24 protein-coding genes are annotated in these 25,084 nt (G+C 73.0%); 13 read left to right on the top strand and 11 right to left on the bottom strand.

Going from position 1 to position 25,084, the window contains the following annotated elements:
* Positions 1-3 precede the first annotated feature (3 nt).
* The 3 genes from FXF50_RS14555 (at position 4) to FXF50_RS14545 (ending at position 3,450) form a co-directional block, all read left to right on the top strand.
* Positions 4-1,359 (top strand): hemolysin family protein, encoded by a 1,356-nt coding sequence (locus FXF50_RS14555; RefSeq protein WP_148428107.1) that lies wholly within the window; start codon positions 4-6, stop codon positions 1,357-1,359.
* A complete protein-coding gene (locus tag FXF50_RS14550) occupies positions 1,356-2,420 on the top strand; it encodes a hemolysin family protein (protein WP_148428105.1) in 1,065 nt (354 codons plus the stop codon). Before FXF50_RS14555 ends, FXF50_RS14550 begins: the two co-directional genes overlap by 4 nt.
* A 106-nt stretch (positions 2,421-2,526) precedes the next feature.
* On the top strand, positions 2,527-3,450 hold the full coding sequence (locus tag FXF50_RS14545; RefSeq protein WP_148428103.1) for a sporulation protein: 924 nt from the start codon (positions 2,527-2,529) through the stop codon (positions 3,448-3,450).
* 15 nt (positions 3,451-3,465) lie between these two features.
* On the opposite strand, the gene leuE is transcribed toward FXF50_RS14545, so the two are convergent.
* Both leuE and FXF50_RS14535 read right to left on the bottom strand, forming a co-directional pair.
* Positions 3,466-4,134 carry a leucine efflux protein LeuE gene (gene leuE / locus FXF50_RS14540; protein WP_148428101.1) on the bottom strand — a complete coding sequence of 223 codons (669 nt, stop codon included), beginning with the start codon at positions 4,132-4,134 and terminating at the stop codon, positions 3,466-3,468.
* Positions 4,131-5,378: a bifunctional pyridoxamine 5'-phosphate oxidase family protein/GNAT family N-acetyltransferase gene (locus FXF50_RS14535; protein WP_148428099.1), complete on the bottom strand. Its 1,248-nt coding sequence runs from the start codon at positions 5,376-5,378 to the stop codon at positions 4,131-4,133. The genes leuE and FXF50_RS14535 overlap by 4 nt, the downstream gene beginning before the upstream one ends.
* 38 nt (positions 5,379-5,416) lie before the next feature.
* Here FXF50_RS14535 and FXF50_RS14530 point away from each other — a divergent pair, with 38 nt between their 5' ends.
* Both FXF50_RS14530 and FXF50_RS14525 read left to right on the top strand, forming a co-directional pair.
* Complete coding sequence (locus FXF50_RS14530) at positions 5,417-6,754, top strand: aminotransferase class I/II-fold pyridoxal phosphate-dependent enzyme (RefSeq protein ID WP_148428097.1); 1,338 nt, start codon at positions 5,417-5,419, stop codon at positions 6,752-6,754.
* Between the two features lie 220 nt (positions 6,755-6,974).
* Positions 6,975-7,673 carry a UdgX family uracil-DNA binding protein gene (locus FXF50_RS14525; protein WP_148428095.1) on the top strand — a complete coding sequence of 233 codons (699 nt, stop codon included), beginning with the start codon at positions 6,975-6,977 and terminating at the stop codon, positions 7,671-7,673.
* Positions 7,674-7,684: 11 nt separating this feature from the next.
* On the opposite strand, the gene FXF50_RS14520 is transcribed toward FXF50_RS14525, so the two are convergent.
* The 5 genes from FXF50_RS14520 to FXF50_RS14500 form a co-directional block, all read right to left on the bottom strand.
* Positions 7,685-8,338 (bottom strand): 4a-hydroxytetrahydrobiopterin dehydratase, encoded by a 654-nt coding sequence (locus FXF50_RS14520; protein WP_148428093.1) that lies wholly within the window; start codon positions 8,336-8,338, stop codon positions 7,685-7,687.
* Positions 8,339-8,441: 103 nt separating this feature from the next.
* The gene (locus tag FXF50_RS14515; protein WP_148428091.1) at positions 8,442-9,254 is read right to left on the bottom strand and encodes an ABC transporter permease; all 813 of its coding nucleotides are present in this window, start codon (positions 9,252-9,254) and stop codon (positions 8,442-8,444) included.
* The gene (locus FXF50_RS14510; protein ID WP_148428089.1) at positions 9,251-10,165 is read right to left on the bottom strand and encodes an ABC transporter permease; all 915 of its coding nucleotides are present in this window, start codon (positions 10,163-10,165) and stop codon (positions 9,251-9,253) included. The genes FXF50_RS14515 and FXF50_RS14510 overlap by 4 nt, the downstream gene beginning before the upstream one ends.
* Before the next feature lies 1 nt (position 10,166).
* On the bottom strand, positions 10,167-11,366 hold the full coding sequence (locus tag FXF50_RS14505; protein WP_148428087.1) for an ABC transporter substrate-binding protein: 1,200 nt from the start codon (positions 11,364-11,366) through the stop codon (positions 10,167-10,169).
* Positions 11,353-12,435: an ABC transporter ATP-binding protein gene (locus tag FXF50_RS14500; RefSeq protein WP_148428085.1), complete on the bottom strand. Its 1,083-nt coding sequence runs from the start codon at positions 12,433-12,435 to the stop codon at positions 11,353-11,355. Before FXF50_RS14500 ends, FXF50_RS14505 begins: the two co-directional genes overlap by 14 nt.
* 166 nt (positions 12,436-12,601) lie before the next feature.
* Between FXF50_RS14500 and FXF50_RS14495 the strand changes: the two genes are divergently transcribed.
* From FXF50_RS14495 to rny, 7 genes are all read left to right on the top strand, one after another.
* Complete coding sequence (locus FXF50_RS14495) at positions 12,602-13,744, top strand: acyl-CoA dehydrogenase family protein (RefSeq protein ID WP_148428083.1); 1,143 nt, start codon at positions 12,602-12,604, stop codon at positions 13,742-13,744.
* Positions 13,745-13,813: 69 nt separating this feature from the next.
* Complete coding sequence (locus tag FXF50_RS14490; RefSeq protein WP_148428081.1) at positions 13,814-15,157, top strand: MFS transporter; 1,344 nt, start codon at positions 13,814-13,816, stop codon at positions 15,155-15,157.
* Between the two features lie 3 nt (positions 15,158-15,160).
* Positions 15,161-15,361 carry a DUF3046 domain-containing protein gene (locus FXF50_RS14485; protein ID WP_148428079.1) on the top strand — a complete coding sequence of 67 codons (201 nt, stop codon included), beginning with the start codon at positions 15,161-15,163 and terminating at the stop codon, positions 15,359-15,361.
* A gap of 184 nt (positions 15,362-15,545) precedes the next feature.
* Positions 15,546-16,592, top strand: a complete 1,047-nt coding sequence (gene recA / locus FXF50_RS14480) for a recombinase RecA (protein ID WP_091311980.1) — start codon at positions 15,546-15,548, stop codon at positions 16,590-16,592.
* 11 nt (positions 16,593-16,603) lie between these two features.
* Positions 16,604-17,302, top strand: a complete 699-nt coding sequence (locus FXF50_RS14475; RefSeq protein ID WP_148428077.1) for a regulatory protein RecX — start codon at positions 16,604-16,606, stop codon at positions 17,300-17,302.
* Between the two features lie 25 nt (positions 17,303-17,327).
* Positions 17,328-18,032 (top strand): 3-keto-5-aminohexanoate cleavage protein, encoded by a 705-nt coding sequence (locus tag FXF50_RS14470; RefSeq protein WP_148428075.1) that lies wholly within the window; start codon positions 17,328-17,330, stop codon positions 18,030-18,032.
* 687 nt (positions 18,033-18,719) lie between these two features.
* Entirely contained in the window at positions 18,720-20,486 is a 1,767-nt protein-coding gene (gene rny, locus FXF50_RS14465; protein ID WP_148428073.1) for a ribonuclease Y, read from the top strand.
* A 64-nt stretch (positions 20,487-20,550) separates the two neighbouring features.
* Here the strand turns inward: rny and FXF50_RS14460 are convergent, their stop codons facing one another.
* The 4 genes from FXF50_RS14460 to FXF50_RS14445 all read right to left on the bottom strand — a co-directional run bounded on the left by FXF50_RS14460 (position 20,551) and on the right by FXF50_RS14445 (position 23,894).
* The gene (locus tag FXF50_RS14460) at positions 20,551-21,423 is read right to left on the bottom strand and encodes an amino acid ABC transporter permease (protein WP_148428071.1); all 873 of its coding nucleotides are present in this window, start codon (positions 21,421-21,423) and stop codon (positions 20,551-20,553) included.
* Positions 21,420-22,076 (bottom strand): amino acid ABC transporter permease, encoded by a 657-nt coding sequence (locus FXF50_RS14455; protein WP_148428069.1) that lies wholly within the window; start codon positions 22,074-22,076, stop codon positions 21,420-21,422. The genes FXF50_RS14460 and FXF50_RS14455 overlap by 4 nt, the downstream gene beginning before the upstream one ends.
* A gap of 73 nt (positions 22,077-22,149) precedes the next feature.
* Positions 22,150-23,082 (bottom strand): glutamate ABC transporter substrate-binding protein, encoded by a 933-nt coding sequence (locus FXF50_RS14450; RefSeq protein WP_148428067.1) that lies wholly within the window; start codon positions 23,080-23,082, stop codon positions 22,150-22,152.
* Between the two features lie 56 nt (positions 23,083-23,138).
* The gene (locus FXF50_RS14445; RefSeq protein WP_148428065.1) at positions 23,139-23,894 is read right to left on the bottom strand and encodes an amino acid ABC transporter ATP-binding protein; all 756 of its coding nucleotides are present in this window, start codon (positions 23,892-23,894) and stop codon (positions 23,139-23,141) included.
* Positions 23,895-24,092: 198 nt separating this feature from the next.
* Here FXF50_RS14445 and selD point away from each other — a divergent pair, with 198 nt between their 5' ends.
* On the top strand, positions 24,093-25,082 hold the full coding sequence (gene selD, locus FXF50_RS14440; protein WP_148428063.1) for a selenide, water dikinase SelD: 990 nt from the start codon (positions 24,093-24,095) through the stop codon (positions 25,080-25,082).
* The last annotated feature ends 2 nt before the right edge of the window (positions 25,083-25,084 follow it).

Below are 25,084 nucleotides of genomic sequence, written 5' to 3'. Positions count from 1 at the left end.
CCCGTGTTGATCCTCGTCGGACTCGTCCTCATCATCGTGCTCACCGCCGCCACCGGTTACTTCGTGGCCCAGGAGTTCGGTTACGTCGCCGTGGACCGGGGCAAGCTCAAGCAGCTCGCCGACGGCGGCGACCGTGCCGCCGCCCGGGCCCTGGAGGTGACCGGCCGGCTCTCGTTCATGCTCTCCGGCGCCCAACTCGGCATCACCGTGACCGCCCTGCTGGTCGGTTACGCCGCCGAGCCGTACCTGGGCGCCGGGCTGGCCGACCTGCTCGGCGTCGCCGGGGTCTCCAGCGGGGTGGCGCTGCCGCTGTCGGTGGTGCTCGCCCTGATCATCGCCACCATCGTGCAGATGGTCCTCGGCGAGCTGGCCCCGAAGAACCTGGCCATCGCCCGCGCCGAGCCGCTCGCCCGGGCGCTCGCCGGGTCCACCCTCATGTACCTGCGGATCGCCGGACCGGTGATCACCCTCTTCGACCGGGCCGCCGTGCGGCTGCTCCGCCGGGTCGGCATCGAGCCGATCGAGGAGCTGCCCAGCGGCGCCACCCCGGAGGACCTCGAACAGATCATCGCCGAGTCCCGGGAGGAGGGGCACCTCGACGCCGAGATGTCCGACCTGCTCGACCGGGGGCTCGACTTCCGGGAGCTGACCGCCGGGGAGGCCATGGTCCCCCGCGTCGACGTGCACACCGTACGGGCCGACGAGCCGGTCAGCCGGGTCGTCGAGCTGCTCGACACGGGCCACTCCCGGTTCCCGGTGCGCGGCGCCGAGGGCGTCGACGACCTCGTCGGCGTGATCGGCATCGCCGACGTCCTCGGGGTGCCGCCGGCCGAGCGCGCGACCACGCCGGTGTCGGCGGTGGCCGTACCCCCGTTGCTGGTGCCGGAGACGCTGCCGCTGCCGACGGTGCTGGACCGGCTCCGGGTCGGGCACCGGCAGCTCGCCTGCGTGGTCGACGAGTACGGCGGCTTCGCCGGCGTGATCACGCTGGAGGACATCGCCGAGGAGCTGGTCGGCCCGATCCGCGACGAGGACGACCCGCCGGAGCGGGCCCCGGCCCGGCAGGACGACGGGTCCTGGGTGGTGCCGGCCCGCTGGCGGATCGACGAGGTCGCCGACAGCACCGGCATCGCCCTGCCCGAGGCGCCCGAGTACGACACCCTCTCCGGCCTGGTCATGCGGGAGCTGGGCCGGGTGCCCGAGGTCGGCGACCGCCTGGAGATCGCCCTCGCCGTCGACGGCGAAGAGCCGGACGCCGAGCCGCGCGCCCTCGTCGAGGTGCTGGCCGTGGACCGGCACGTGGCCGACTCCGTCCGGCTCCGCACCACCGCCGGCGCCCACGGGGAGGAGGCGGCATGAGCCCGGGGTTCGCGCTCTTCTTCTCCGTGGTGCTCCTGGCGCTCAACGGCTTCTTCGTGGCGGCCGAGTTCGCGCTGGTCGCCGCGAAGCGGTACCGCCTGGAACAGACGGCCGCCGGTGGCGGCCGGGCGGCCCGCGCGGCGCTGGACGGCGTCCGCGAGCTGAGCCTCATGCTGGCCGGCGCGCAGCTCGGCATCACCCTGTGCACCCTGGGCCTCGGCGCGCTGGCCGAGCCGGCCATCGAGCACCTGCTCAGCCCGCTGCTGCACGCCGTCGGGCTGCCGGACGCGGTCAGTCACCTGGTCGGGCTGCTGTTCGCCCTGGCCCTGGTGACGTTCCTGCACCTGGTGGTCGGCGAGATGGCCCCGAAGTCGTGGGCGATCACCGACGCGGAGCGCTCGGCCATGCTGCTGGCGCTGCCGTTCCGGGCCTTCGCCCGGGTCGCCCGCCCGGTGCTGTCCGCGCTCAACGCCCTGGCCAACGCCGTGCTGCGGCTGTTCGGCGTCCGCCAGCAGGACCAGCTCGCCCAGGTGCACGGCCCGGACGAGCTGCGGATCCTGCTGGAGCAGTCCCGCGAGCACGGTCTGCTCGGCGCCGAGCAGCACCAGATGCTGACCAGCATGCTGGAGTTGCAGGGCACCAGCGTGGCGCAGGTGATGGAGCCGTTCGAACGGATCGTCACGGTACGCCGGGACGACACCGCCGAGCGGATCGAGCACGTCTCCCGGGACAGCGGCCGGTCCCGGCTGGCCGTGGTCGACGCGAGCGGCGAGGTCTGCGGCCTCGTCCACGTCCGTGAGGCGGTCCGCGCGGTCACCACCGGCCGGCCGGCCACCGCGGAGGAGCTGATGACGCCGGCGTTCACCCTGCCGGGCGAGGCGTCGGTCACCGAGGCGGTGGCCGCCATGCGGGGCCGCCAGGCCCAGTTGGCGCTGGTCAGCAACGGCGGTGGGCCGACCCGGCCGATCGGCTTCGTCGCGCTGGAGGACCTCCTCGAGGAGGTCATCGGCGAGTTCGACGACGAGACCGACCCGGTGCCCCGCGGCCGCCGCATGCGCTGACGCGCTCCGGGTGCGTCTGTTGCCGCCCGAGCGACAACGGACGCACCCGGATCCGGCCCCCGCAGAGGCGGCGAATGGGGGAGCGGGCAGCGGGAATGCCGGCGGCATGCGGTTGACCGGGGTGTCGTCGGAGTCCGTGTGGACCGGGCTGTCGGTGAGCACCACGCTGCCCAACCCGAGCACCCGCCCCGGCCTGCGGCTCCCCGGCCGGGTCACCCTGGCCGCCGGTGGCAACCCCGTCGCCGTCCGGCACATCCGGCTCGGGCTGGTCGCCCAGGTCGAGCCGGAGGATCCGGAGTCGCCCCGCCGGCTGGTCCAGTACCACCAGGTGCCGATCGCCGGCCGGTTCGTGGTGCCGGCGGACCGGCGGCGGGCGGTGGATTTCGCGATCCCGCTGCCGTGGGAGACCCCGGTGACCATCTTCGGCGGGGTGCCGCTGATGAGCCTGCGCACCGGGCTGCGTACCGAGGTGTCGGTCGACCCGGACCTGGACCAGGGCGCCATGGTGCCGGTCTTCGTGCATCCGATTCCCACCCAGCAGCACGTCCTCGCCGCGCTGGAGACCCTCGGCTTCGTCATGCGGCAGGCCGGGCTCCAGCAGGGGCGGCTGCCCGGGGTGGAGCAGGCGCTCCCGTTCCACCAGCGCCTGGGCTACTGGGTGGCCCCGCTCTACGCCGGCCCGATCACCGAGCTGGAGGTGATCTTCGTGACCAACTCGGCGGGGCTGGAGGTGCTGCTCTGGATGGACCGCCGGCTGTCCCTGGCCGGGATCACCCATCAGAGCATCAGCCGGTTCCGGGCCTGGCACGCGGGGGCCGACCGGCGGGACTGGGTGGCCGTCGTGGACGGCTGGCTGCGGCACGCCATCGACCGGCACGCGGCCGCCGCCGCCCATGCCGACTGGTCCGCCAGGCTCAGCGAGTCCGCGCACGTGAGCCGCCCGCCCGACGAGCCGGTCGCCCCCGGCTACGGCCTCGGCGGCACGGCCGGCGGCGCGGGCGTCGGCGGCGGTGGAGGCGACGGCACCTGAGCGGGCCGCCGCGGGTCAGACCGAGGCGGTGGCGAGCTTCAGGCTGAAGCCGAGGAAGAGCACCGCGATGGCCGTGGTGCCGGTCGCCGCGAGCCGCCGCCGGCGGTGGAACTGGGCGGCCAGGAAGGTGCCCGTCAGGATCAGCGCGGTCAGGTAGAGCGCGCTGGTCACCTGGGCGATCAGCCCGAGCAGCAGGAAGGACAGCGCCGGCCAGGCGTAGCCGGGGTCGACGAACTGGATGAAGAAGGAGATGAAGAAGAGGATCGCCTTCGGGTTGAGCAGGCTGATCACCAGCGCCCGCCGGAACGGGCTGCGCACCGCACCCGGCTCCGCCGCGTCGATCAGACGCGGCGTCGCCGGGTCGTTGCGGTCGCGCCAGCGCCGCCACGCGCCGCGCAGCATGGCCAGGCCCAACCACCCGAGGTACGCGGCGCCGGCGTACTTGATCACGAGGAAGAGCGCCGGGTACGCCTTGAGCAGCGACGCCACCCCGGCGGCGGAGAGGACCATCAGCACCGAGTCGCCGACGAACACGCCTCCGGCGGCCCGGTAGCCGGCCGCCACGCCACGGCGCGCCGCCGTGGACAGCACGAAGAGCGAGTTCGGCCCGGGCAGCAGCACGATGGCCACGGTGCCCAGCACGTACGTCCAGATGTCGGTGATCCCCAGCACGCCCGTCATCATGACGCCGCGGGCACCGCCGAGCGAAGCCGTTCCCGCAGCGTGACCTGTGCGTTTGGCCACTCCGAGGCGAGCATCGAGTAGAGGGCGGACTCCCGCCAGGTGCCGTCGGCGCGCCGCCGGTTGGACCGCAGCGTCCCCTCGCGGACCGCGCCGAGCCGCTCGATGGCCCGCTGCGAGCGCTCGTTGAGCGAGCTGGTCTGCCAGGTGACCCGGATGGCGTCCAGCTCCTCGAAGGCGCGGGTGAGCAGCAGCAGCTTCGCCTCGGTGTTGATCCCGGTGCGCCACCAGGGGCGGCCGATCTGGGTGCCGCCGATCTCCACGGTGCGCAGCTCGGCGTCGGGGTGGTAGTACGAGGTGGTGCCGACGACCGCGCCGGTCACCGCGCAGCGCTGCACCCAGGGCATCCGCTCCCCGCGCCGGTGGGCGTCCAACGCGGCGCGGATCAGGGCGGCCGTCTCCTCGACGCGGCCCGGGCGCGGGCTGCCGACGTACCGCCAGACCTCCTCGTCGTCGAGGGCGGCGTACAGCTCCTCGGCGTGGGACTCGTCGAGCGGCTCCAGCACGACGTGGTCGCCGCGCAGCACCACCGGCTCCAGCCAGGGCGACGGGGCCGCCCGCAGGTACGCCGGCACCGGCGCGGTCACCCCGGCGTCCGGTTCGGGAAGTCCCCGGGTGACCCGCAGCGGCACCACGCCGGCCCAGTACGGCAGGTCGTAGTCGGCCGGCTCGTCGCTCACCCCGGCGGCCCGGATCCGGACCGACACCTCGCGCAGCGGCAGCGCCAGCACGGCCGTCTCGGCCAGCTCCCGGCGCGTCGGCGGCCGGCTGTCGGCGCTGCGCCCGGCGCCCAGCTTCTCCACGAGCGCGGTGAGCACCCGGGCCTTCTCCTGCTCGTCGGTGACCAGCCGGGCGGTGCCGTGCGCCACCACGGACCGGTAGTTGGCGCTGTGGTGGAACTGGGAGCGGCCGAAGACCAGGCCGTCGAGGTGGGTGACCGCGACGCAGACCGGGAGCCCGTCGTCGCCGCGGGCGGCGAGCAGCGGCCGGCTGCCGGTGGAGCCGTGCACGTAGAGGGTGTCGTCGACCCGCACGACCAGGGTGGGCAGGACCCGCGGCTCACCGTCCACGGTGAACCCGAGCGCGCAGTGGTACGCCTCGTCGAGCAGGGCGTGGGCGGTCTCCCGGTCGTAGTGCATCCGGTCCCGGGTGCGGCTGGCCGTGGTGCGTTCGGTCGGGGGGTACATGCGACATCCCACCTTCGTTCTAGTACAATCTCCGAACTGTGGCAGCACGTTATCAGATCAGTGGCTCCTCGTCGGCGGCGATTTCGGCGAGCGTGGAAACCGGCATCCGGGCCGGCGCCCTCGCCCCCGGCGACGCCCTGCCCGCCGTCCGCGCCCTCGCCGTCGAGCTGGGCGTCAGCCCGGCCACCGTCGCGAAGGCGTACCAGGAGCTGCGGCAGCGTGGTCTGGTCGTCACCGCCGGCCGGCACGGCACCCGGGTCCGCCCGCGCCCGCCCGTGGCGAGCCGCCGCTCCGCGCTGATGCCCCCGCCGCTGCCCGGCGCCCGCGACGTCTCCGCCGGCAACCCCGACAGCCGGCTGCTGCCGCCGCTCGGCCCGCACCTGGCCGCGCTCGCCGCCGAGTTCGGCGCACCCAGCGGGTACGCGGCTGCCGCCGTCCTGCCCGAGCTGGCCGCCGCCGCCCGGGACCGGCTCGCCGCCGACGGGGTGCCGGCCGACGAGATCACCGTGACCGGTGGCGCGCTCGACGGCATCGAACGGCTGCTCGCCGCCCACCTGCGCCCCGGCGACGCGGTGGCCGTCGAGGACCCCGGCTGGGCCAACCTGCTCGACCTGGTCGCCGCGCTCGGGCTGCGCGCCATCGGGGTGCCCGTGGACGACGAGGGCCTCACCGCGCCGGGGGTCCGCGCCGCGCTGGCCGCCGGCGCCCGGGCGCTGATCGTCACGAGCCGGGCCCAGAACCCCACCGGCGCCGCGGTCTCCGCCGGCCGGGCGGCCGAGCTGCGTGCGCTCCTCGCCGGCCGCGCCGACCTGCTGCTGATCGAGGACGACCACGCCGCCGAGCTGGCCCGCGTACCCCTGCACCCGCTCGCCGGGGCGACCCCCGCGTGGGCCTTCGTCCGGTCGGTGAGCAAGCCCTACGGCCCGGACCTGCGGCTGGCGGTGCTCGCCGGCGACGAGGCCACCGTGGCCCGGGTGGCCGGCCGGGCCCGGGTCGGCGCCGGCTGGGTCTCCACCGTGCTGCAACGCCTGGTCCTGGCGCTCTGGCGCGACCCGGCCACCGCCGGCCTCGTGCGCCGCGCGGCGGAGAGCTACGAGCGGCGGCGCGACGGGCTGGTCGACGCCCTCGCGGCGCGCGGGCTGGCCGCCCACGGCCGGACCGGCATCAACGTCTGGGTGCCGGTGCCCGACGAGACCGTCGCGGTCACCGCCCTGCGGGACGCCGGCTGGTCGGTGGCCCCCGGCGCGCTGAACCGGATCGCCGCCGCGCCCGGCGTGCGGATCACCGTCAGCACGCTCGACGAGGCCGACCTCGGCCCGCTCGCCGACGCGGTGGCCCGCGCGGTCCGGCCCTCGCCCGCCGGCTTCAGCGCCTGAGCCGCGGCATGGCCCGGCCGCCGGCGGGTAACCGCGGCCCGGAGGTGCGAGCCATGGCTTCGAACGGATCCCGGACCGGTCTCTGGATCGGCGTGGCGGTGGTCGTGATCATCCTGGTGATCATCGCGATCGCGCTGGCCTCGCGCGGCGGTGGCGGCGGCTCAGGATACTGACCCCGGCGCATCCGGCGTCGATGCCGAAACCGGTATATAAAGCAGGGATGGCCGAGACCGAGAGCGCCCCCGGAGCCCAGGAGTTCATCCCGCCGCAGGCGGACACCATCGACGAGCTGCGCGCCGCCGCGGCCGGCTGCCGGGGCTGCGAGCTCTACCGGGACGCCTCGCAGACGGTGTTCGGCCGGGGCGACGAGAGCGCCCGGGTGGTCCTCGTCGGCGAACAGCCCGGCGACCTGGAGGACCAGAAGGGGCTGCCGTTCGTCGGCCCGGCCGGCCGGCTGCTGCGCAAGGCGGTGGACGACGCCGGCATCGACACGGGCCAGATCTACCTCACCAACGCCGTCAAGCACTTCCGCTTCGAGCTGCGCGGCAAGCGGCGGATCCACCAGACGCCGGACCGCGTGCACATCACCGCCTGCCGGCCCTGGCTGGTGGCCGAGTTCGCCCGGCTCCACCCGGAGATCGTGGTGGTGCTCGGCGCCACCGCCGCCAAGGCCCTGCTCGGCCCCACCTTCCGGGTGACCAAGCAGCGCGGCGAGCTGATGCCGTGGCCGGCCGCCGCCCAGCACCCGGAGGACTTCGCGCGGGTCCCGGTGGACAGCGCCGGCAAGGTCGCCGACGCCCCGGCGGCCCGACTGCTGGCCACCATCCACCCCTCCGCGGTGCTGCGCGCCGACAACCAGGACGTCGCGTACGACGGGCTCGTCAAGGACCTGAAGGTGGCCGCCCGGGCGCTGCGCTGAGGCCCGGCCGCTCAGTCGCGGCCCTGCCAGGTGCAGAGGCAGACGCGGTTGCCGTCCGGGTCGGCGAGTACCCAGAAGTGCGGTGCCGCCTCGTCGCTGACCAGCGTGCCGCCGGCGGCGACGGCGGCGCTGATGCGCGGCTGCACCTCCGCCGGATCCACCCACACGTCCGGGTGCCAGCGCTGCCGGGGCTCCTCGCGGCCGGACTCCTGGAACCACACGGTGGGCAGCGCGCCGGCCGGGTCGCGCAGCTCGTCGCCGAAACCCGGTCCGGCCAGGTGCTCGGTGGCGAGCACCGCCTGCCAGAACGGCAGCACCGCGGCGAAGTCCGGGCTGTCGAGGGCGAGTTCGAGGCGGGAGACGCCGGCGTGCGCCAGGGTCCCCCCGGCGTCGGCGGCGATCGCCGAGATGGCCCGGGCCAGCCGGACGTCCCGGTGGGTGACCCCGCGTGCGTCGTGCGACCAGAGCCGCACGTCGACGTGGGTGTAGCGCAGGTCCAGGTCCGGGTGGTGGTCCATCCGCTCGGCCTCGGCGCCGATCGCGTCCACGATCGACAGCCCGACCGCGAAGTTCGGCGTACGGATCCGGGTCTGCAGGCCGCCCAGCAGGTAGGTCCAGCCGTCCAGTCGCTCGTCGGCGATCTGTTGTCCGGTCAGCGTGGTCATCCCGCCATGCTGGCGTACCTCGCCGGAACGGACCAGCCCGACGGCGGCGAAATGGACCTGCACGATGCCGGCCGCCGGCCCTGGCGTCGGGGGCGGCGGGCGGTCAGAGGCGGCCGCCGCTGGCCGTGTCGGAGAGCCGCTGGGCCAGGTAGATCGGCACCACCGAGGCGACGATGAGCACGGCGGCCACCACGTTGATGACCGGCGCCTGGTTCGGCCGGAACAGGTTGCTGAAGATCCAGATCGGCAGGGTCTGCACCCCCGGACCGGCGGTGAACGTGGTGACGATGATCTCGTCGAAGGAGAGGCCGAACGCCAGCAGCGCGCCGGCCAGCAGCGCCGAGCGCAGCACCGGGAACGTCACGTACCGGAAGGTCTGCCAGCCGTCGGCGCCCAGGTCGGCCGACGCCTCCTGAAGGTTGCCGCCGGACCGGCGCAGCCGGGCCAGCACGTTGTTGTAGACGACGACCACGCAGAACGTCGCGTGCCCGACGATGACCGAGAAGAGCCCCTTGCCGATGCCGAGCGGCGCCAGCACCGAGCGGAACGCGGTGTCCAGGGCGATGCCGGTGACGATGCCGGGCAGCGCGATCGGCAGCACGACCAGCAGCGACACGGTCTCCCGACCGAAGAACCGGTACCGCTGCACGGCGAAGGCGACCAGGGAGCCGAGCAGCAGCGCGACGCCGGTCGCACCCAACCCGGCCTGGACCGACGTCCACAGCGCCTCCCGGGCGCCCGCGTTCTCCCAGGCGCGTACCCACCACTCGGTGGTCCAGCGGGGCGGGGGCCAGGCGAACGTGCGGTCGGCGTTGAACGAGTTGATCAGCACGATGGAGAGCGGCAGGTAGATGAAGGCCAGGCCGAGCGCCATCGCGCCGCGCAGCAGCCAGCGCGCCGACCGGGAGAGCGTCACAACTCCTCCAGGGCCCCGGACCGCCGTACGGCGACCAGGTAGACGACCATGATCAGGACCGGGATGGTGGCCAGCGCGGCGGCGAACGGCAGGTTGTTCGCCGCCCCGATGTTGACGTAGACGAGGTTGCCGATGAGCTGCGTCTTGCCGCCCACGATCTGCACGGTGATGTAGTCACCCAGCGACAGCGAGAAGGTGAAGATCGAGCCGGCGATCACCGACGGGACCACCACCGGCAGCACCACGGCGCGGAACGTCCGGCCCGCCCGGGCGCCCAGGTCGGCCGACGCCTCCAGCAGCGAGTCGGGCAGCCGCTCCAGGCCCGCGTAGATCGGCAGGATCATGTACGGCAGCCAGAGATAGGCCAGCACCAGTACGGTCGCCCCCAGCCCGTACCCGGGGCCGCTGCCCGGCCCGCCGAACAGCCAGTCCAGAGGCCCGCCGTTGGCCAGCAGCACCCGCCAGGCGTACGCCTTGACCAGGTAGCTGGCCCAGAGCGGGGTGAGGATGGCGACCACCAGCCAGCGCCGGTGGCGGGGCTTGGCGACCTTCGCCATGTAGAAGGCCATCGGCAGGGCGATCAGGGTGTCGATCACGGTCACCCCGGCGGCCACGCCGACGCTGCGCAGGGCGACCGTCCGGTAGACCTCGTCGGTGACGATGGTGCGGAAGTTGTCCAGCGTGGGCTGGCGGACGACCTCGCCGGTGAACCCGTTGACCGTCCAGAGTGCCGAGACGAACAGCACGGCCAGCGAACCCAGGTAGGCGACCACCAGCCAGAACAGCGGCGCGGTGAGCAGGGCGGCGAGGCGTACCCCGGCGTGCCGGTGCAGCCAGGCCGAGAGCCGGCGGACCGGCCCGCGGAGGGCGGTGGTGCCGCCCGCGGGCCGGTCGAGCGTGGAGGTGGCCACCTCAGCCCTTGATCGTCGTCCAGGCCTGGGTCCAGGCCGCGTAGTCCTTGCACTTCACGTCGGTACGCCCGTCCAGGCACTGCTGCACCGGGGTGTTCCAGAACCAGACCTTCTCGAAGTAGGACTCGTCCTCGGCGTGGTACGTCGCGCAGTGGTTCTTGTCGGCGGTCTCGGCGCAGGCCAGCTTGTTGGACGGCGCCTCACCGAACCACTCGGCGACCGCCGCGTTGGCCTTCGGCGAGATGATGTGGTCCATCCAGCGGTACGCGCAGTTCGGGTGCTTCGCCTTGGCGGAGACCATCCAGGTGTCGGACCAGCCGGTCGCCCCCTCCTCGGGCAGGATCGCCTCGACCGGGGCCTTGTCGGCGGTGGCCAGGTTGGCGATGACCTGCCACGTGGTGCCGAGCACCGAGTTGCCGGCCTTGAAGGCCTGCACCTCCTTGGTGTAGTCCGCCCAGTACTCGCCGATCAGCTCGTTCTGCTTCTTCAGCAGGTCGACGGCCGCGGCGAACTGCTTGTCGTCCAGCGCGTACGGGTTCTTGATGCCCAGTTCGGGCTGGTGCTTCATCAGGTACAGCGCCGCGTCGGCGAGGTAGATCGGCGAGTCGTACGCGGTGATCTTCCCCTTGTAGGGCGAGTTGGCGTCGAACACCGCGCCCCAGGAGGTCGGGGCGGGCTTGACCACGTCGGTGCGGTACATCAGCAGGTTCGCGCCGCGCCCGTGCGGGACGCCGTAGGCCACCCCGTCGACGGAGTTCCACTGCTTGAGCTTGAGCCCGTCGAAGACGTCCTTGTAGTTGCTGATCAGGTCGGTGTTCACCGGGGCGACGTCGCCCCCGTAGATCAGCCGCAGCGAGGCGTCCCCGGAGGCGGAGACCACGTCGTACTCGCCGGTCTTCATCAGGGTCACCATCTCGTCGGAGGTGCCGGCGACCTTGACGTTGACCTGGCAGCCCGTCTGCTTCTCGAAGTCGGTGACCCAGTCCACCTTCGGATCGGTGGAGCCGTCCTCGACGTACCCGGCCCAGGCGACGACGTTGACCTGTCCCTCGCCGGCGCCCAGCGCCGCGAGCTTGTCGATCCTGGGTGGCTTGATGCCGCCCGGGCCGGAGCCGCCGGTGGTCGTGCCGCCGTCGCCGCAGCCGGTCAGGGCGAGCAGGCCGACCGCGGCGAGCGCGGTGAAAGTTCTACCGGTACGCATGAGCGCTCTCCTTCGCAAGGGGGGTCGGTACGGCGGGGACAGGTACGGCCACGGCGTGCTCGGTGCGCCAGGCCAGGCGGACCGGGGTGCCGCGCAGTGCCGCCACGTCGGCCGAGGAGGTGGTCAGGTTCTGTTGCGTCACGACCAACCGGGCGCCGGCGTCGAGGTCGACGACGAACCGGGTGCTCGCCCCGGCGTAGACGACCTCGGCCACCCTGCCGGTGGCCGACGTCTCCTCGTCGGTCGCGGGCTGGCCCACGAGCCGGATCTTCTCCGGCCGGATGGAGAAGGTGCCGTCGCGGCCGAGCACCGTGCGGGCCGCGTCGCCACTGAGCAGGTTGGACGTGCCGACGAAGCCGGCGACGAACGGGGTGGCGGGCCGCTCGTAGACCTCGGCGGGCGTGCCCACCTGGGCGATCCGGCCGTTCTCGAAGACCGCCACCCGGTCGCTCATGGTGAGCGCCTCCTCCTGGTCGTGGGTGACGAAGACGAAGGTGATGCCCACCTCCCTCTGGAGCGCCTTCAACTCCACCTGCATCTGCTCGCGCAGCTTCAGGTCCAGCGCGCCGAGCGGTTCGTCGAGCAGGAGCACCTTCGGCCGGACGACCAGCGCGCGGGCCAGGGCCACCCGCTGCCGTTGCCCGCCGGAGAGCGCGGCCGGTCGCCGGTCAGCCAGACCGTCGAGCCGTACGCCCCGCAGCGCCTCCGTGGCCCGGGCCCGGCGCTCGGCGCGGCCCACCTTGCGCACCCGCAGCCCGTACTCGACGTTCTGCCGCACGGTCATGTGCGGGAACAGCGCGTAGTCCTGGAAGACGGTGTTGACGTCCCGCTCGAACGGGGCCAGCCGGGTGACGTCACGCCCGCCGAGCAGCACGCTCCCGGCGGTCGGCGGCTCGAACCCGGCGATCATGCGGAGCACTGTCGTCTTGCCCGAGCCGGACGGCCCGAGCATCGAGAAGAACTCGCCGTCGGCGATGTCCAGATCGACGCCGGCCACCGCCTCCACCGCCCCGAACGACTTGCGCAGTTCGCGGAGGGAGACGGCGGGGGTGGCAGGCCCGGCAGACATGGGTGCTCCTCAGTCCTACGGTTAACGTTGCGCCAGCGAACTGGGGTCCACGGAAATCGTGCCGTGAGAATAGAGCCGCAACGGATAGCGTCGTCAAGAGCTGATGGCGGTTTGCCTTGCCGGGCGGCCTTCCCGCCGGCCGCCCCGGCGGGGCACACTCGTCGCCATGGAGCAGCATCTCTACGAGCCCGTCCATCAGGAGTTCCGGGACCTGTGCCGTCAGTTCCTCGCCCGGGAGGCCGTGCCGCACCACGACCGCTGGGAGGCGGACGGAATCGTCGACCGCGAGGTGTGGCGCACGGCGGGCGCGGCCGGGCTCCTCGGCATGGACGTGGACCCCGAGCACGGCGGCGGCGGGCAGCGGGACTTCCGGTTCAACGCGGTGCTCGACGAGGAGATCATCGCGGCCGGCTGCACCGGGCTGGGCTTCGGGCTGCACAACGACGTGGTGGCCCCGTACCTGACCGAGCTGACCACCGACGACCAGCGCAAGCGCTGGCTGCCGGGCTTCTGCTCCGGCGACCTGGTCACCGCCATCGCGATGAGCGAGCCCGGTGCGGGCAGCGACCTGGCCGGCATCCGCACGAGCGCGGTCCGCGACGGCGACAGCTGGGTGCTCAACGGGCAGAAGACGTTCATCACCAACGGCGAGCTGGCCGACCTCGTGGTGGTGGTCGCCAAGACCGCCCCCGACCAGGGCGCGCACGGCGTGAGCCTGATCGTGGTGGAGACCGGCACGCCGGGCTTCGGCCGGGGCCGGCGGCTGGCCAAGGTCGGCCTCAAGGCCAACGACACCGCCGAGCTGTTCTTCGACGACTGCCGGGTGGCGGCGGAGAACCTCATCGGCACCGAGAACCACGGCTTCTACCACCTGATGGCCAACCTGCCCCGCGAGCGGCTGAGCATCGCGGTGGCCGCGGTGGCGGCGGCCGAGAAGCTGCTCGCGCTCACCCTCGACTACGCCCGCTCGCGGGAGGCGTTCGGCCGGCCGATCGGGCGGTTCCAGCACAACCGGTTCCTCCTGGCCGAGCTGGACACCGAGGTCACCATCGCGCGGACCTTCGTCAACCACTGCGTGGCCGAGTTCAACGCCGGCCGGCTCTCGGTGACCGACGCGGCGAAGGCCAAGTGGTGGACCACCGAGCTGCAGAACAAGGTGGCCGACCGCTGTGTACAGCTGCACGGCGGCTACGGCTTCATGCTGGAGTACCCGGTCGCGAAGGCCTGGCTGGACAGCCGGGTGCAGACGATCTACGGCGGCACCACCGAGATCATGAAGGAGATCATCGGCCGGGGGCTCGGCCTCTAGGAAACCGGGTGCCGGTGGACCGGTCGGGTGCGGGAGGATGGGTCACCCCTTACCCGAGGAGCACCCGTCATGGCCACCGACCTGACCACGCCGGCCCCGAGCCGGCTCGACGTCGCCCCGATCCAGCGGCGCACCGTCCGGCTGCTCTTCCTCACCCAGATCATCGGCGGCATCGGCGTCACCATCGGCATCTCGGTCGGCGCGCTGCTCGCCGCCCGGGTCGCCGGCACCGCGCTGGCCGGGGTGGCGCAGAGCGCCGGGGTGGTCGGCGCCGCGCTGCTCGCCGTGCCGGTCACCCGGATCATGGCGGCCCGGGGGCGGCGGCCGGGGCTGGTCACCGCGTACCTGGTCGGGGCGGTCGGTGGCGTGCTCGTGGTGGTCTCCACCGTGCTGCACCTCGTGCCGCTGCTCTTCCTCGGCATGCTGCTCTTCGGCGGCGGGACGGCGGCCAACCTCCAGGCCCGCTACACGGCCGTGGACCTGGCCGAGCCGGCCCGCCGGGGGCGCCAGCTCTCGCTGGTGGTCTGGGCCACCACCATCGGCGCCGTGGCCGCGCCGAACTTCGCCGCGCTCGCCGACGCCACCACCCGCGGGTGGGGCCTGCCGGCGCTGGCCGGCCCGTTCGCCTTCAGCGCCGCGGCGTTCGTGCTGGCCGCCGTCGTGCTGGCGGTGCTGCTCCGGCCGGACCCGCTGCTCACCGCGCGCCGGCTGGCGGCGGCCGAGAGTCCGGCCGACCCGGGCGCCGCACCGGGCTCGTCGGCCCGGCGCCGCGCGGGCATGGTCGCGGCCTGGCGCACGGTACGCGACCGGCCCGCCGCCCGCCTCGGCATCGCCGCCGTGGCCGTGGGCCACCTCGTGATGGTCGCCGTGATGTCGATGACCCCGGTACGCCTCGGCGAGTCGCACTCCGACGCGGACGTGCTGCGCGTGGTCGGCATCGTGCTGAGTCTGCACATCGCCGGCATGTACGCGCTCTCCCCGCTGGTCGGCTGGCTCACCGACCGGCTGGGCCGGCGTCCGGTGATCCTCGGCGGGGTGGCCCTGCTGCTGGCCGCCTGCGCGGTCGCCGGCACCGCCGGGCACCACACGCCGCTGCTCTCGGTGGGTCTGGCCCTGCTCGGGCTGGGCTGGTCGGGCACCATGGTGGCCGGCTCGACGCTGCTGTCCGAGTCGGTGCCCACCGCCGACCGGCCCGGCGTGCAGGGCCTGTCCGACCTGGTCATGGGGCTGGCCGGGGCGGGCGCGGCGGCGGCGAGCGGGTTTGTCATGCGGGCCGTGGGTTATCCGACCCTGACCCTGCTGGCGGCGATCGCGGTGGTGCCGCTCGTGGCGCTAGCGTTGCGTCCGGCGCCCGTCGGGGCGGCGGACGAACTCGGGCGTCCCGCGGACGAGGTGCCCGACGAGGAGGAGTGACACGTGCGGCTGACCGACTTCTGGGCACGGCTGGCGGAGGCGTTCGGGCCGGGCTACGCGGCCAGCATCGCCAGCGACCAGGTGCTGTCCCAGCTCGGTGGGCGGACCATCGAGCAGGCCCTGGCGGCGGGGGTGGAGACACACGTGGTGTGGCGCGCGGTCGTCGCCGCATATCCCGACCGGGTGCCCGCGCGACTACGCTGAGCAGCTATTTCGCCGGTTCCGCGTGTCGCTTGTCGAGTCGTACACCTGTTCGGCTATTGTCCACAGCGGGGTGCTCGTCCACAGCTCGCGGCCCGTCGGCTGGTTTTCTGTCGGACCCAGCGCCTAGCGTGTCCGCGTGACGCGAAGCTCAGGAAAGACGCCGGCGAAGGCAGGGGTGGCAACGATGGCGGCAGGGCCGGACCGGGAGAAGGCACTCGACCTTGCTCTCGCTCAGATCGACAAGCAGTTCGGCAAGGGTTCGGTGATGCGGCTGGGGGAGCGGCCCGTCGTGCAGACGGCGGTCATCCCGACCAGCTCCATCGCGCTCGACGTGGCGCTCGGCGTGGGCGGCCTGCCCCGCGGCCGGGTCGTCGAGATCTACGGCCCGGAGTCCAGCGGTAAGACCACGGTCGCCCTGCACGCGGTGGCCAACGCCCAGCGGGCCGGCGGCATCGCCGCCTTCATCGACGCCGAGCACGCGCTCGACCCGGAGTACGCGAAGGCCCTCGGTGTCGACACCGACGCCCTGCTGGTCTCCCAGCCGGACACCGGCGAGCAGGCGCTGGAGATCGCCGACATGCTGGTCCGCTCCGGCGCCATCGACATCATCGTGATCGACTCGGTGGCCGCCCTGGTGCCGCGCGCCGAGATCGAGGGCGAGATGGGCGACAGCCACGTGGGTCTCCAGGCCCGGCTCATGAGCCAGGCGCTCCGGAAGATCACCGGCGTGCTCAACAACACCGGCACCACGGCGATCTTCATCAACCAGCTCCGCGAGAAGATCGGCGTGATGTTCGGCAGCCCGGAGACCACCACCGGTGGTCGGGCGCTGAAGTTCTACGCCTCGGTCCGGCTCGACGTGCGCCGCATCGAGAGCCTCAAGGACGGCACCGACGTGGTCGGTAACCGCACCCGGGTCAAGGTCGTGAAGAACAAGGTCGCCGCGCCGTTCAAGCAGGCCGAGTTCGACATCATGTACGGCAAGGGCATCTCCCGCGAGGGCTCGCTGATCGACGTCGGCGTGGAGCAGGCGATCATCCGCAAGTCCGGCGCCTGGTACACCTACGACGGCGACCAGCTCGGCCAGGGCAAGGAGAAGGCCCGCGAGTTCCTCCGGGAGAACCCGGACGTGGCGGCCGAGATCGAGAAGAAGATCCTGGAGAAGCTCGGCGTCGGCACCGGCGCGGGCGACGCCGCCGGCGGGCCGGACCTGCCGCCGGTCGACTTCTGATCCGCTGACCCGTGGCAGGACGACGCGCTCGTGCGGGGCGGGGCTGGGACGCCAGCCCGCCCCGCACGGGTGACGCCACCACTCCACCCCGGCCCCGTCGTGGTCGCCGGGGCCGGGCCGAGGAGCCCGACACCGAGGCGACACCCGCGCCGCCCCGCGACGAGGCCGAGGTGGCCCGGGAGATCTGCCTCCGGCAGCTCGCGGTCCGGCCGCGCACCCGCGCGGAGCTGGCCGCCGCCCTGGCGAAGCGGGGCATCTCCGAGGAGGTCGCCGACCAGGTCCTCGACCGCTACGACGAGGTCGGCATCGTGGACGACGCCGCCTTCGCCCGGGCCTGGGTGAGCAGCCGGCACACCGGCCGCGGGCTGGCCCGCCGGGCGCTCGCCAACGAGCTGCGCCAGCGCGGCGTCGACGGCGAGGTGGCCGGCGAGGCCCTCGACGAGATCGACGAGGAGACCGAGGCGGAGACCGCCCGGGCCCTGGTGGACCGGAAGCTGCGCACCGCCCGGGGCGAGCCCGACGCGATCTTCCGTCGCCTGGTCGGCATGCTGGCCCGCAAGGGCTACCCGGCCGGCGTGGCCATCCGGGCGGTCAAGGACGCGCTGGCCGCGCAGAGCGCCGAGGCGGCCGAGTTCGCCGAGCACATCGACGCCGACGCCCTCGCCGACGCCGAGAACGACCTCGACCCGGCCTCCCGCGCCCTCGACTGATCCCGACACTGGGAGGTGTGCGGCCGTGTTGAAGGCGTGTCTGAACGGGGGGCGGCGGAGGGCCGAGCACCCCGCCGTGCCGGTGACGCCGGACGAGGTGGCGGCCGAGGCGGTCCGGTGCGCGGCGGCCGGGGTGGCGGCAGTGCACGTGCACCCGCGTGACGCGGGCGGCGCCGAGTCCCTCGACCCGGCCGTGATCGGCGCGGCGGTCACCGCCATCCGGGCCGCCCGGCCCGGCCTGCCCGTCGGGGTGAGCACCGGCGCCTGGATCGCCCCCGAGCCCGCCGACCGGGTCGCCGCCGTACGCGCCTGGACGGTGCTCCCCGACTTCGCCTCGGTCAACGCCCACGAGCCCGGTGCGGCGGCCGTCGCGGCCGCCCTGCACGAGCGCGGCGTCATGGTCGAGGCCGGCCTCTGGACGGTGGCGGCGGTCGACGCCTGGCGCCGCTGGCCGGTGCCGACCGGGCGGGTTCTCGTCGAGTGCCTGGCCGAACAGGTCGACGTGGCCCTCGCCGACGCCGCCGCCATCCTCGCCGCCCTGCCCACCGACCGCCCGCCGGTGCTGCTGCACGGCGAGGGCCCGGCGGCGTGGCCGGTGCTCGCCGAGGCGGTCCGCCGTGGCCTGGACACCCGGATCGGCCTGGAGGACACCCTCGTCCTGCCGGACGCCAGCGTCGCCCCGGACAACCCGGCCCTGGTGAGCGCGGCCCGCACCCTCGGCGCCCGCTGAGCGGGGCGCCGCACCTCCGGGCCCGTCGGAACCCGGTGCAACGTGAGTCACGCTTACGCGGAAAGTTGCCGGCCTGCCGACCGCGGTGCCAGGTCACCCCGAGCGGCGGCCGGAGACGGTCGCGTCGCGGCTCTGAGCAGGTCGGGAACGTGACCGAGGCGGCCGGACCGGGCGAATTTTGTCCGGCCGTGTCCGGCATCTGGACACCTCTGCGTGACGCCACAACTTCTCTCCGTCCGGGTGGTTTGATCATGAGTTCTTGACCGAACGGCCCCCGGAGACCTAGCCTCGCCATACAGGCTCACTTTGCCCGACCAGCGCAGGCTAAGCGCACAACATAGATCGCGTAACAGAACAGCATCACTTTGGCCAGCTTCACCGGCCTTTGACGGCAAGCTCCGGACGGCCGGTCCGGAGCCGACCGACAACTGCAACCGGCCGCCGGCGATGCCCTCGCGTGGGCACCGCTGACGGAAAGCTACCCACAGCCAGCCGCTCCGGTCGGGCGTCCAGAGTCGCAGGTGCGTGCCCAGTCGCACGCCGCCTGCGGCGCCGACGTTCAGGGGAGGCGGCCATGGCGGGGCGGCACAGGTTCACCGGCGGTCTTCCAGGCGCTGCCGGCCGCTCCTCGCCGGGTGATGGCCCGGCCCGGGTCGCTGCGGTTGCGCACCGGTTCGGAGCGGCCGCATGACCACCTTCAACGTCGTCATCCTGGTCGTGGTGCTGCTGCTCGTCGTGGTGGTGGCCGGCGCCGTCCTGTTCGGCGTGCGTACCCTGCGGCGGCTCAGCCTCGCCCCGGCCCCGGAGGATCCGGCCTTCATCGCCGAGAAGGACCGCCAGGAGCAGTCCCTGGCGGCCCTGCGCAGCGCCGCCGACGAGGCGAACAGCACCATCGACGTGGCGAAGTCCGCCGCCGCCGCGGCCCGCGCCGAGGCCGCCGCCGCCAAGGCCGAGGCGAAGGCGGCCCGGGCCGAGGCGCGGCGGGTGCTCGACGACGCCCGGGCCGAGGCCGACACGGTGCTGGAGCGGGCGCACAAGCAGGCCGAGGCGGACGCCGAGCAGCTCCGCGCCACCGCCCGGCGCAGCGGCGAGCGGGAGGTGGCGGTGCTCGCCGCGACCACCCGGGAGCAGGCCGCCGAGGTCGAGCGGCGGGCCGCCCGGATGGACGAGCGGGAGCGGCTGCACACCGAGGAGGTGGAGCGGCTCGCCGAGCGGGAGCGGCAGCTCACCGCCGCCAGCGCCGCGCTCGCCGCCCGGGAGGCCGCCCTGGTGGAGCGGGAGCAGGCGCTCGCCGAGGCGGAGGAGCAGCGCCGCCGCGAGCTGGAGCGGGTGGCCGGGCTGACCGCCGACACGGCCCGGGCCGAGCTGGTCGAGTCCATCGAGGGGCAGGCCAAGCGGGAGGCCGCGCTGCTGGTCCGGGAGATCGAGGCCGACGCGCGGAGCACCGCCGAGCAGCGCGCCCGGCACATCGTGGTGGACGCCATCCAGCGGGTGGCCAGCGAGCAGACCGCGGAGAGCGTGGTCAGCGTCCTGCACCTGCCCGGGGACGAGATGAAGGGGCGGATCATCGGCCGGGAGGGGCGCAACATCCGCGCCTTCGAGTCGGTCACCGGCGTCAACCTGATCATCGACGACACCCCCGAGGCGGTCCTGCTCTCCTGCTTCGACCCCGTACGCCGGGAGGTCGGCCGGCTCACCCTGGAGAAGCTGGTCCTGGACGGCCGGATCCACCCGCACCGGATCGAGGAGGTCTACGACCTGGCCCGGCACGAAGTGGAGGAGCTGTGCCACCGGGCCGCCGAGGACGCCCTGGTCGAGGTCGGCATCACCGAGATCCACCCGGAGCTGGTCACCCTGCTGGGCCGGCTGCGCTACCGGACGTCGTACGGGCAGAACGTGCTCAAGCACCTCGTGGAGACCGCGCACATCGCCGGGATCATGGCCGCCGAGCTGCGGCTGGACGTGCCCACCATCAAGCGCTGCGCCTTCCTGCACGACATCGGCAAGGCGCTCACCCACGAGGTGGAGGGCAGCCACGCCATCATCGGCGCCGACCTGGCCCGCAAGTACGGGGAGAGCGAGGACGTGGTGCACGCCATCGAGGCGCACCACAACGAGGTGCCGCCGCAGACCATCGAGGCGGTGCTCACCCAGGCGTCGGACGCCTGCTCGGGCGGGCGGCCGGGGGCGCGGCGGGAGAGCCTGGAGGCGTACGTCAAGCGGCTGGAGCGGATCGAGGAGATCGCCGCCGGCAAGCTCGGCGTGGAGAAGGTCTTCGCCATGCAGGCGGGCCGCGAGATCCGGGTGATGGTCAAGCCGGAGGACGTGGACGACATCGGGGCGGCGGTGCTGGCCCGGGACGTGGCCAAGCAGATCGAGGAGGAGCTGACCTACCCGGGTCAGATCCGGGTGACCGTGGTCCGCGAGTCCCGGGTCACCGAGATCGCCCGCTGAACCAGCCGCGATGAAGACGCCGACGGGCGGGTGGGAAGACCACCCGCCCGTCGTATGTCGTGGGTCAGACCAGCTGTGTGGCCCCGGTGCCGCCGTCCGTCTGCACCGAGGGCACCGGCTTGGCCGCGGTGCGGGGCAGGCGGGTGAGCCGGCGCTGCAGCCACCACGCCAGGGCGGACAGCAGCCCGCAGATCGAGATGTAGATGGCCGCGACGATCAGGTACGTCGGTACGTACGGCAACCCGAACGGCAGACGCCCACCGATCTGCTTGCCGACGAAGAGCAGCTCCGGGTACGTGATGATGAAGCCCAGGGCGGTGTCCTTGAGCAGCACCACGAGCTGGCTCACGATGGCCGGCAGCATCGACCGGAACGCCTGCGGCAGCAGGATCAGCCGCAGCACCTGGTTCTTGCGCAGTCCGATGGCGTACGCGCCCTCGGACTGGCCGTGCGGCACGGCGTTGATGCCGGCGCGGAAGATCTCCGCCAGCACCGAACCGTTGTACAGGGTCAGGCCGATGACCAGCGCCCACAGCTTGTCGATCGACCAGCCGTACTGCAGCGGCACGTAGTAGCCGAAGAAGATCAGGATCAGCAGCGGGATGGCGCGGAACAGCTCCACCACGAAGGTGGCCGGGGCCCGCAGGATCCACCGGTCCGACAGCCGGGCGCTGGCGAAGACCGCGCCGAACAGCAGGGCCAGCACCGTGGCGATGGCGGCGGCCTTCAGGGTGGCCCAGAGGCCGGTGAGCAGCTCGCGCTGCACCGAGGCGTACTGGAACTGCTCCCACTTGCGGGCCTCGAACTGGCCGGTCTGGTTGAACTTGTAGACGATGAACGCGACCAGCGCGACGATCGCCGCGATCGAGACGATGCCGAGGATCCGGTTGCGCAGCCGGGCGCGAGGGCCGGGCAGGTCGTACAGGAGACTGCTCATCGGGCCACCGCCCACTTGCGCTCGAGGAACCGCTGGAGCACCACCAGCGGAATGATCAGGACGAGGAAGCCGATCACGATCCAGGTGAGCACCGCGAACTGCGGCTCACCCCGCTCGGCCATGTACGCCGGGATGGCGCCCGCCTCCACCACCGAGAAGCCGGCCGCGATCGTGGTGTTCTTCAACATGGCGATGAAGACGCTCATCATCGGCGGGACCATGGCGCGCAGCGCCTGCGGCAGCACGATCAGCGTCAGTACCTGGCCGAAGGTCATGCCCAGCGCGCGGGCGGCCTCGGCCTGACCGGTGCCCACCGTGTTGACGCCGGAGCGGACCACCTCGCAGACGAACGCGGAGGTGTAGACCGTGAGCGCGATGCAGGCGCTCGGGAAGTAGTCGATGTTGACGTCCAGCTTCGGCACCGCGAAGACGAGGAACGCGAACACCAGGGTCAGCGGCGTGTTGCGGATCAGGTTCACGTACGTGGCGCCGAATGCCCGCAGCGCGGGCACCGGCGAGACCCGCATCGCGCCGAGCAGCGTACCGAGGACGAGGCTGCCGACCGCTGCGATCAGGAACAGCTTGACGGTGTTCGTGAACCCGTCGAGGAACACCTGCTGGTTGTCCGTCAGGACGCGGAAGAACTCGCCCATGCCTCGCTCTCACTCTCGGGACGGGTACCGGGCGGGGAGAGAGCGCCTCCCCGCCCGGCCTGGTGTCGGACCGTCAGTACCGCTCGAGCTGCGGCGCGGTCGCCGGGGAGCCGGACTTGCCCAGCGTGCCGTCGTAGATCTTCTTCCAGGTGCCGTCGGTGAAGGCGGCCTCGATCTGGTCGTTGACGTAGTCGCGCAGCGCCTTGTCGTCCTTCGGCAGGCCGATGCCGTACTTCTCGGTGCTGAACGGCTGGCCGACCACCTTCAGCTCGTCCGGGTTCTGTGCGGCGTAGCCCTTGAGGATGGCGTCGTCGGTGGTGACCGCGTCGACCTTCTTGTCGAGCAGCTGGGAGACGCACTCGGAGTAGGTCTTGAACTCGACGATGTTGTTCGGCTCGGTCAGGCCCTCGTCGCGCACCCGCTGGATCGGGGTGGAGCCGGTGGCGGAGCAGACCTTCTTGCCCTTGAGGCTGTCCTTACCGGTGATGGAGGAGTCGTCCTTGCGCACCAGCAGGTCCTGACCCGCCACGAAGTACGGGCCGGCGAAGGAGACGTCGTTCTTGCGCTTGTCGGTGATCGAGTACGTGCCGACGTAGTAGTCGATCTCGCCACCCTTGATCGCGGTCTCCCGGTTGGCGGACGCGATCTCCTTGTACTCGATCTTCGCCGGGTCGACGCCGAGCTTGCTGGCGATGTACTGGGCGATCTCGACGTCGAAGCCGCAGCGCTTGCCCTGGGCGTCCTTGTAGCCGAGGTTCGGCTGGTCGAACTTCACGCCGACGGTGACCTTGCCGGCGCCCTTGATCTTCGTGAAGGTCGAGCTGCCGGCGATCGCGGCGTCCGTCTTCGGGGTGAAGGTCACGCCCGACGTTTTGCAGTTGTCGGACTGTGCCCCACCGCTGGCGTTGCCGCCGCTCGGGGCGGGGTTCCCTTCCTTGCCGCAGGCGGCGGCGGACAGGGCGAGCGAGGCCATCATGGCGACCGCCGCCACGCGCTTCATACGCATACTCTTCTCCTTCTTCGACGGAGCCGCCGGGGGACGGCGCGCTCCACTACGGACGCTCAGTGGGTGAGGATCTTGGAGAGGAAGTCCTTGGCCCGCTCGCTGCGCGGGTTGGCGAAGAACTCGGCCGGGGGCGCGTCCTCGACGAGCCTGCCGTCGGCCATGAAGATCACTCGGTTGGCCGCGTGCCGGGCGAAGCCCATCTCGTGGGTGACCACGACCATGGTCATGCCGTCGCGCGCGAGGGACGTCATCACGTCCAGCACCTCGCCGACCATCTCCGGGTCGAGCGCGCTGGTGGGCTCGTCGAAGAGCATCGCCTTGGGCTGCATGGCCAGCGCGCGGGCGATCGCCGCCCGCTGCTGCTGGCCGCCGGAGAGCTGCGCCGGGTACTTGTCCGCCTGGTTGGCGATGCCGACCCGGTCCAGCAGGGCCAGGCCGCGCTCACGCGCGGCGGCCGGCTTCTCCCCGCGCACCTTGACCGGGCCGAGGGTGACGTTCTCCAGGATGGTCTTGTGCGCGAAGAGGTTGAACGACTGGAACACCATGCCGACCTCGCTGCGCAGCTTGGCCAGCGCCTTCCCCTCGGCCGGCAGCGGGGTGCCGTCGAAGGTGATGGTGCCCGAGTTGATCGGTTCCAGCCGGTTGATCGTGCGGCACAGCGTCGACTTGCCGGAGCCGGACGGGCCGATGACCACGACCACCTCGCCCCTGCCGACGGAGAGCGAGACGTCGTCCAGCACGTGCAGGGGGCCGAACCACTTGTTCACCCCGTCCAGCACGATCAGCGGTTCGCCCGTCGTCACGTCGTCCACCGTCCCTGTCGTCCGTACGGAAAAGTGGGGTCGCGAGACCCCCGGTTGGGCCACTGTAGGCGGGGTGATGTGGCGGAACGCAACTCGAATGGTCACGGAGCGGTAACACCGGTCACCGCCGTGCCCGTGAGTCCGAATTCCGTCACGCAACGGGGCCTCCGAGTGGCGGCCACGAGGGTTCGCGGAGATCATGTGGGGATGACGGTGGCGCTGCGGTTGACCGATTACGCCCGGGGCGGCGGCTGCGCCTGCAAGATCCCGCCGGGCGAGCTGGAGACGATGGTGGCCGGCCTCGGTCCGGCCACCGGCGCCGCCGACCTGCTGGTCGGTCTGGAGCACGGCGACGACGCCGCGGTGGTCCGGCTGGACGAGCGCACCGGCCTGGTCAGCACGGCGGACTTCTTCACCCCGGTGGTCGACGACGCGTACGACTGGGGGCGGATCGCCGCCGCCAACGCGCTCTCCGACGTGTACGCCATGGGCGGCACCCCGCTCGTCGCGCTCAACCTGCTCTGCTGGCCCCGCGAGGTGCTGCCCCTGGAGTTGGCCCGGGAGGTGCTGCGCGGCGGTCAGGACGTGGCCCGGGAGGCCGGCTGCCACCTGGCCGGCGGGCACAGCGTCGACGACGACGGCCCGAAGTACGGCCTGGCGGTCACCGGCGTGGTCCGCCCCGAGGAGCTGATCACCCTGGACGCCGGCCGGGCCGGCCTGCCGCTGTCGCTGACCAAGCCGCTCGGCGTCGGCGTGCTGAACACCCGGCACAAGCGCACCGGGGAGCGGTTCGCCGAGGCGGTCGCCTCGATGGCCCGGCTCAACCGGGACGCGGCCCGGGCGGCGGTCGCGGCCGGGATCCGCTGCGGCACCGACGTGACCGGCTTCGGGCTGCTCGGGCACGCCTCGAAGCTGGCCCGGGCCAGCCGGCTCACCGTGGCGATCGACGCGGCCGCGGTGCCGTACCTGCCCGGCGCCCGGGAGGCGCTGCGCGACGGGTTCGTCAGCGGCGGCACCCGGCGCAACCTCGACTGGGTGACCCCGTGGACCGACTTCGGCGGGGTCGACGAGGGGGAGCGGCTGCTGTTGGCCGACGCCCAGACCTCGGGCGGGCTGCTGGTCGCGGGCGAGGTCCCGGGCGGCACGGTGATCGGTGAGCTGCTGCCGGCCAGCGAGCACCTGATCCAGGTCCGGTGACA

The organism is Micromonospora sp. AP08, from assembly GCF_008085935.1.
Classification (GTDB): Bacteria; Actinomycetota; Actinomycetes; order Mycobacteriales; family Micromonosporaceae; genus Micromonospora; species Micromonospora chersina.
This window is presented reverse-complemented; position numbering and strand designations above follow the sequence as displayed.